Source organism: Myxacorys chilensis, from assembly GCF_059505265.1.
This window is the reverse complement of sequence record NZ_JCACKG010000174.1, coordinates 1-4,395: the sequence shown is the minus strand read 5'-3', so window position 1 is coordinate 4,395 and position 4,395 is coordinate 1. Positions and strand designations below refer to the sequence as shown.

Annotated in this window: 5 protein-coding genes and 1 tRNA gene; 3 read left to right on the top strand and 3 right to left on the bottom strand. The window is 46.1% G+C overall.

The features are described 5' to 3' along the window. Positions 1-314 precede the first annotated feature (314 nt). Together AC5JLB_RS13980 and AC5JLB_RS13975 are read left to right on the top strand one after the other, a co-directional pair. The gene (locus AC5JLB_RS13980; protein ID WP_495874436.1) at positions 315-740 is read left to right on the top strand and encodes a GFA family protein; all 426 of its coding nucleotides are present in this window, start codon (positions 315-317) and stop codon (positions 738-740) included. Positions 741-1,021: 281 nt separating this feature from the next. Next, positions 1,022-1,144: a hypothetical protein gene (locus AC5JLB_RS13975; RefSeq protein WP_495874437.1), complete on the top strand. Its 123-nt coding sequence runs from the start codon at positions 1,022-1,024 to the stop codon at positions 1,142-1,144. A gap of 72 nt (positions 1,145-1,216) precedes the next feature. On the opposite strand, the gene AC5JLB_RS13970 is transcribed toward AC5JLB_RS13975, so the two are convergent. Continuing rightward, positions 1,217-1,289: transfer RNA gene (locus AC5JLB_RS13970), tRNA-Glu, on the bottom strand. 255 nt (positions 1,290-1,544) lie between these two features. Between AC5JLB_RS13970 and AC5JLB_RS13965 the strand changes: the two genes are divergently transcribed. After that, positions 1,545-2,345, top strand: coding sequence for a lysophospholipid acyltransferase family protein (locus AC5JLB_RS13965; protein ID WP_495874435.1), 801 nt, complete (start codon positions 1,545-1,547; stop codon positions 2,343-2,345). A gap of 131 nt (positions 2,346-2,476) precedes the next feature. Here AC5JLB_RS13965 and AC5JLB_RS13960 read toward each other — a convergent pair whose 3' ends face one another. Both AC5JLB_RS13960 and AC5JLB_RS13955 read right to left on the bottom strand, forming a co-directional pair. Then, complete coding sequence (locus tag AC5JLB_RS13960) at positions 2,477-2,992, bottom strand: hypothetical protein (protein ID WP_495874434.1); 516 nt, start codon at positions 2,990-2,992, stop codon at positions 2,477-2,479. An 83-nt stretch (positions 2,993-3,075) separates the two neighbouring features. Then, positions 3,076-4,194 (bottom strand): glycerate kinase, encoded by a 1,119-nt coding sequence (locus tag AC5JLB_RS13955; protein WP_495874433.1) that lies wholly within the window; start codon positions 4,192-4,194, stop codon positions 3,076-3,078. Positions 4,195-4,395: the final 201 nt, after the last annotated feature.

Genomic DNA, 4,395 nt, shown 5'->3' with positions numbered 1-4,395 from the left:
CTGAACAAGGATACTACTCTTAGCTCCCTGTCCGATTTTTGGGTGTCATTTCAAGTGATTGCCTTAGCTACCCACAAAGAAGCGGCGGTGTGGAGCAAGCAACCAGAGCCAGCTCACTTGTTGCATTAAAAGGGCGATCGCTGGGTTCACCCGAGAGAATAGGCAGAAACATTCCGCCTAATTCCCCAAATTTGGGATGTTAGACCGACCCATTTCTACCCCATCACCTATCTGGAGATCTTAGGTGGACAGAAATCTACATAACTACGCTAACTTGGGATCTTAGGCGGAAACCGCCCTGCTAAATAATAGTTATGTCTTTAGGAGAAAAAATGGTAAAAGGTAGCTGTCTTTGCGGTCAGATTGAATACGAAGTAGAAATAATTCCGGAGAAAACATTTAATTGCCACTGTTCTTTCTGCAGAAAGGCCCACGGTTCTGCTTTTGTTACAGTAACGCTTGCGGAAGGGAATACACTCAAAATCACAAAAGGTGAAAATCTACTAAAAGAATACAAAAATGATTTGGGTGGATTTAGAGCGTTTTGCTCAAACTGCGGAACAAGGCTGATGAATTATGCGCAAGATAAATCGATGTATCTAAGCATAGCTCTTTCCACAGTAGATACACCTATAGACTTCCATCCTTTGGCTCATGTCAATGTTGAGTCTAAAGCGACCTGGCATGAACCTTATGATGGCATTCCGTCGTTTCAAACGCTACCCGATGGGATCTTTTAGGCAAGGTATAACTATTTCGTTAGGCATCAATGAAGACTACATGTGAGACATTGCCTCTGCCGACAAGTGAAGTTTGAAATTGACGGAGATCATGATGAAATCAGCAAAGGTAGAGGGACAGAATTTTTGGCGTCTGTTCGGCGTCTGTTCAGCGTAACCTTCGGCGTAGAGCTTCAGCGTCCAATCGGCCTAAAGAGTGCCCAAGACCAGGCCGAAACGCCGAAACGTCGAAACTGACGATTCAAACTTTATAGTAAAAGACGCCACTCCTTGAGGGAAGAATCGCGCCATTCACCCAAGCGTCGTTACTGCATCAGACGGTGCTAGAAGCTCCGGTCAATACCAAAACTCGCAAGCGCTGCTGCATGGTCACAGGTGCGATCGCCCATTTCCACCGTCGGTAGATACTTCAAAACTCCAATAAAAATGAGGCTATAAGAGAGGTTTAAATTTCTCTTATAGCCTCATTTTTGATATACCCCCAGGGGAATTCGAATCCCCGTCGCCTCCGTGAAAGGGAGGTGTCCTAGGCCTCTAGACGATGGGGGCTTAAAGACCAGCACCGTTTGCTCGACATTTATCAATATAGCTGATGGAACTGTGACTGTCAACACTTTTAGTCACTTTTCTTTAACAGAACCAACGCCGAAATCTCTCCAAAGTCCCTCTAAAGGTAGACACAATAGCCAGACCTAGAAGTGTCCCTTAGTTAGAAGCGCGACCTGTGGAAACCCAGTACGGTATGACACATAGGGTATTTTACCGCCCGCCGTACGAAGCTTTTTGTTGTTTCCTATTGCGACCATGATTTCGATTGACCCCATAATGTTGCTGAATTCTTCTAAGCGCAATGGCAATGCGACTAGCCCCCAATCCTCTCAAACTTCCTTGGAGACACCTACTCACTCTGTAGAACCTACCCAAAGCAAGTCCGAAATAGAATCGGTTGGTTCAAATGGTTCTCCGTGGCTTACGGCTTTGGCATACCCATTAGCGCGTTATCTGTTACTTCCTCTCTATTTTCGACGCATTGAGGTGTCCGGGCGAGAAAATGTTCCTCGGACAGGGCCTGTAATCTTGGCTCCAACTCATCGATCGCGTTGGGATGCGTTTATGGTTCCCTATGCCGCTGGGCAAGACGTAACGGGGCGAACCTTGCGGTTTATGGTGACAGCCGACGAAGTGAAAGGTCTGCAAGGATGGTTCATTCGTCAGCTAGGGGGATTTCCAATTGATACGCAGCGTCCTACGATCGCGACGCTTCGCCACAGCCTAACCTTGCTCCAACACGGTGAAGCGCTCGTTATTTTCCCAGAAGGAAATATATTCCGAGAGTGCAAACCTCTTAAACCAGGTCTTGCCCGTCTAGCTTTACAAGCAGAAGCCAGTCAGCCTGACCTAGGCGTTCAAATTGTGCCAATCGACATCCAGTACAGCAAGCCTCTGGTTCCATGGCGTTCTGCCGTTAAAATTCGCGTTCATCCTCCAATTCCTGTAGCGGACTATAGTTCGGAGAATCCAAAGCAGAGCGCCAAGCGCTTGACACAAGATTTAGAGCAAGTGTTCAAGTCGCTGTGTGGCTTAATGCACCAGAAGGTTTGTTAAATAGATTGCACTACAAAATTGCGCTAATTGCGTTGCAGCAGTTCCTTTAGAACCAAGCTTTGACTTTAATCAAGCTTTGAATGCTCGCGCGTTTTTCAATAGGCATCAATTCATTGCTCTCTACCGTCAAGTTATCCGTCACTTGTGTCTGAATAACCTTGAATATTCTCAATGTCATACTGCTGCAAAATTTTATTTGCTTTGCGAGTCAACGATTCGGTGCCTGTTACAACCACTAGATATTTTCCAGCATTCAGTCGGTTGCGGTAGGGCAAAGCATCGCCGCTGCCTATAATTAACCCGGTGCCACCGCCCACTAATACGCCACCTAACGCTCCTGACACGGCTCCCAAAAGACCTGCGATCGCAAGACTCCCGGTTTCTCCTGCCCATGCAAAGGTATCGAGTCCAGTAATTGCGTTGAAGCTGGCTCCTCCTATAAAGCCAAAGGGAATGAGCCAACTTGCCATGAGCTTCACCTGCTTGAGAACTTGCTCGTTCGGGTCAATCAAGCCAAACTCATCGGCGCTTTTATAGCCTTTGCCTAAGATGGCAATCTTATCGGTAGGCAGTCCTTCGCGCTCTAGGGCAGAGTAAGTTTCTTCGGCTTTGATGCGATCGCTTAATACCGCTACAAGGTAATTCATTACTTCTATTGATCACTTCTATTGATAGGTCTTACCTTTCATCAGATTAACAGGGTTTATGATGCGGAATTTAGGTCATGCCCTCACTTGCACTGTAGAGAATTGTTGAACGAGGGAGTGTAAATAGCTCCTGGCTGATGATCAGGATTGATTTCAAGAATGAGGCTGACTCGATCCGAATCTTTCAACAAAGGTTGAAGAAACAGTTGGGGATGCAATGCTTTCCAGAAATACTCGACAAAATCATCAATTTCAGAGTCAATCATGCCAACTTTGCCTTGATTGATCATCTTGTGTTCAGCTTGTTTGCGCCACTGTTTGCTTAACTGATAGTTTGGAGAATAAAGAACAATCAGACGGTCTAAAAGGTGCCACAACGGTAAGTAGTCGCGTAATTGTTCATTCATATCGCGAGCAAATTGGCGATCGCGCTCTGTCACAATCGGCGCAGGTGCAGCCTCAAACGAACTCGGATCAATCGGTGGCACACCCACAAACCAGCCTTCAAACAAGACGATGTCTGCTTCTGTTACAAGGATTGGCGCTGTGCGATCGCCTGCTCCATTAAACGCTGACTTATCAAACTGAGGAATCGCCACTGGAAACTGGTTCTGCCGAAGCTGTTGTAGAACGCGCAACCCTAACTCAAGGTCATGGGTTCCCGGCGGTCCTCGACGAATCAGGCGCGGATCGTGCTGCTGGAGTTGGAGGCGATCGCGGTAGGGCAAATACAGATCATCGAGGGAAAAACTGATGGTTTGGTGACCGAGGTGACGCAGAATCAGCGTCAGTAGTTTTGTAAGAGTGGTTTTGCCAACGCCTTGACCTCCTAAAAATCCTTGAATTAGCGGACAAGATTTCTGGGATTGCGGCGGAGTTGCGCAACATGCAACTCGCCAATCGCCAATTTGAATACTTAACGGAAGCCATACGCTCCAAAGAGACTCAATTGGAAGCGGTGACAGTTTGAGATATTCACAAAGCTGAACAAATTCAAAATAGACCGATTGAAGTAATTCCAGCCGTTGGATAATTGCGTCTTCAGCCGTGTCAGGACGAATGTTGAATGCGTTGGCGCGGGATGGATTTTGCAATTCTAAATCAATTAGCGCTGCGATCGCTTCAGAATGATATAAAGTGCTAATCGTATTCTCAATGCTGCTATCTTCAGCTAATCGTTGGAATAGTAACGCTATGTTCATTTATGGTTGAGTAATTTACTCTTTCAGTATTAGAAATATTACGTTGAAAATATTATCAAAATTAAGAGTAAGACAACTCATTCTTGTAAGCAAGAGCATTAGCTGGTAGCGAATTCTATAGTAGATGCAACCGATCTTCTCCGCTGTCTGGTCGTGTTCTAGACGTGTGGAGCGATAGCTAAATGGGTAATCCAAATTCGT

What these genes read in the sequence shown, in the direction of transcription:
- AC5JLB_RS13980 (WP_495874436.1), top strand. Translation starts at nt 315, where the DNA reads ATGTCTTTAGGAGAAAAAATGGTAAAAGGTAGCTGTCTTTGCGGTCAG.
- AC5JLB_RS13965 (WP_495874435.1), top strand. Translation starts at nt 1,545, where the DNA reads ATGATTTCGATTGACCCCATAATGTTGCTGAATTCTTCTAAGCGCAAT.
- AC5JLB_RS13960 (WP_495874434.1), bottom strand. Translation starts at nt 2,992, where the DNA reads ATGAATTACCTTGTAGCGGTATTAAGCGATCGCATCAAAGCCGAAGAA.
- AC5JLB_RS13955 (WP_495874433.1), bottom strand. Translation starts at nt 4,194, where the DNA reads ATGAACATAGCGTTACTATTCCAACGATTAGCTGAAGATAGCAGCATT.